This is a genomic window from Candidatus Cryosericum septentrionale, from assembly GCF_003570995.1.
Classification (GTDB): Bacteria; Caldisericota; Caldisericia; order Cryosericales; family Cryosericaceae; genus Cryosericum; species Cryosericum septentrionale.
Window position 1 is genome coordinate 131377 of record NZ_QXIY01000002.1, and the last position, 256, is coordinate 131632.

Below are 256 nucleotides of genomic sequence, written 5' to 3' on the forward strand. Positions count from 1 at the left end.
CGCTCTGCAAAGCCCCCGCCTTGAGCTCCGTGCCGATCAGCAGATAGCCGATAATTGCGTTTTGAGCGTCGCGCAGGGCCGTGACCGATACGACCGCTGGGAAGCGGCTGCCATCCTTGCGGATGTAGGTCAGCTCGTAGATGTCCTCGATGCCGCGTGAGGCCTTGAACACCAATGCCTCGAAGCCCGGTGTAATCGGGGTTCCAAGCTCGACGCTCAACGACTTGGCACGCGCGATCACTTCCTGCGGATCGGA

The 256-nt window shown here is 61.3% G+C and carries 1 pseudogene; it reads right to left on the bottom strand.

Annotated features, from left to right (window positions below):
- A pseudogene (locus tag SMC1_RS01345) lies at positions 1-256 on the bottom strand (hybrid sensor histidine kinase/response regulator); the annotation flags it as partial.